This is a genomic window from Psychrobacter sp. Rd 27.2 (assembly GCF_001921755.1).
Lineage (GTDB): Bacteria > Pseudomonadota > Gammaproteobacteria > Pseudomonadales > Moraxellaceae > Psychrobacter > Psychrobacter celer.
Genome location: NZ_MRYB01000118.1, coordinates 1 through 374 on the forward strand (window position 1 = coordinate 1; position 374 = coordinate 374).

General features: G+C 34.5%; 1 protein-coding gene. It reads left to right on the forward strand.

From position 1 onward, the window contains the following. A partial coding sequence (locus BTV99_RS12840; RefSeq protein WP_143507209.1) for a surface lipoprotein assembly modifier occupies positions 1-216 on the forward strand: 216 nt, incomplete at its 5' end. Positions 217-374 lie beyond the last annotated feature (158 nt).

Here is a 374-nt window from a genome sequence, read left to right on the forward strand (position 1 = left end):
TACGCCAAACGAGATTTTTGGGCAGATAATTTCTGGTACGGTGAAAAACGTAAAGATAATGAATATCAATTCAGTACAAGTATAAGTCATAAGAAGTTTAGCTGGAAAGAGTTTATGCCAAAACTGAATTTTACGTACCAAAAGATTGATAGTAACTTACCACTTTACGAACGAAGTAATAGCAGCTTATTCATGGAAATAGATAAAAAATTTTAGCAACAGTATTTACAGATACTCAAACACATAAGGTAGTGAGACCAGCCCAGATTCTTTGTAACTGTCATTTAGATTAAATGCTTACTAATACGACCGTCAAACATAATCATAAAGCGATTCAAGGCAGACGTCCAGTTACGAATGGGTATCGACCATTC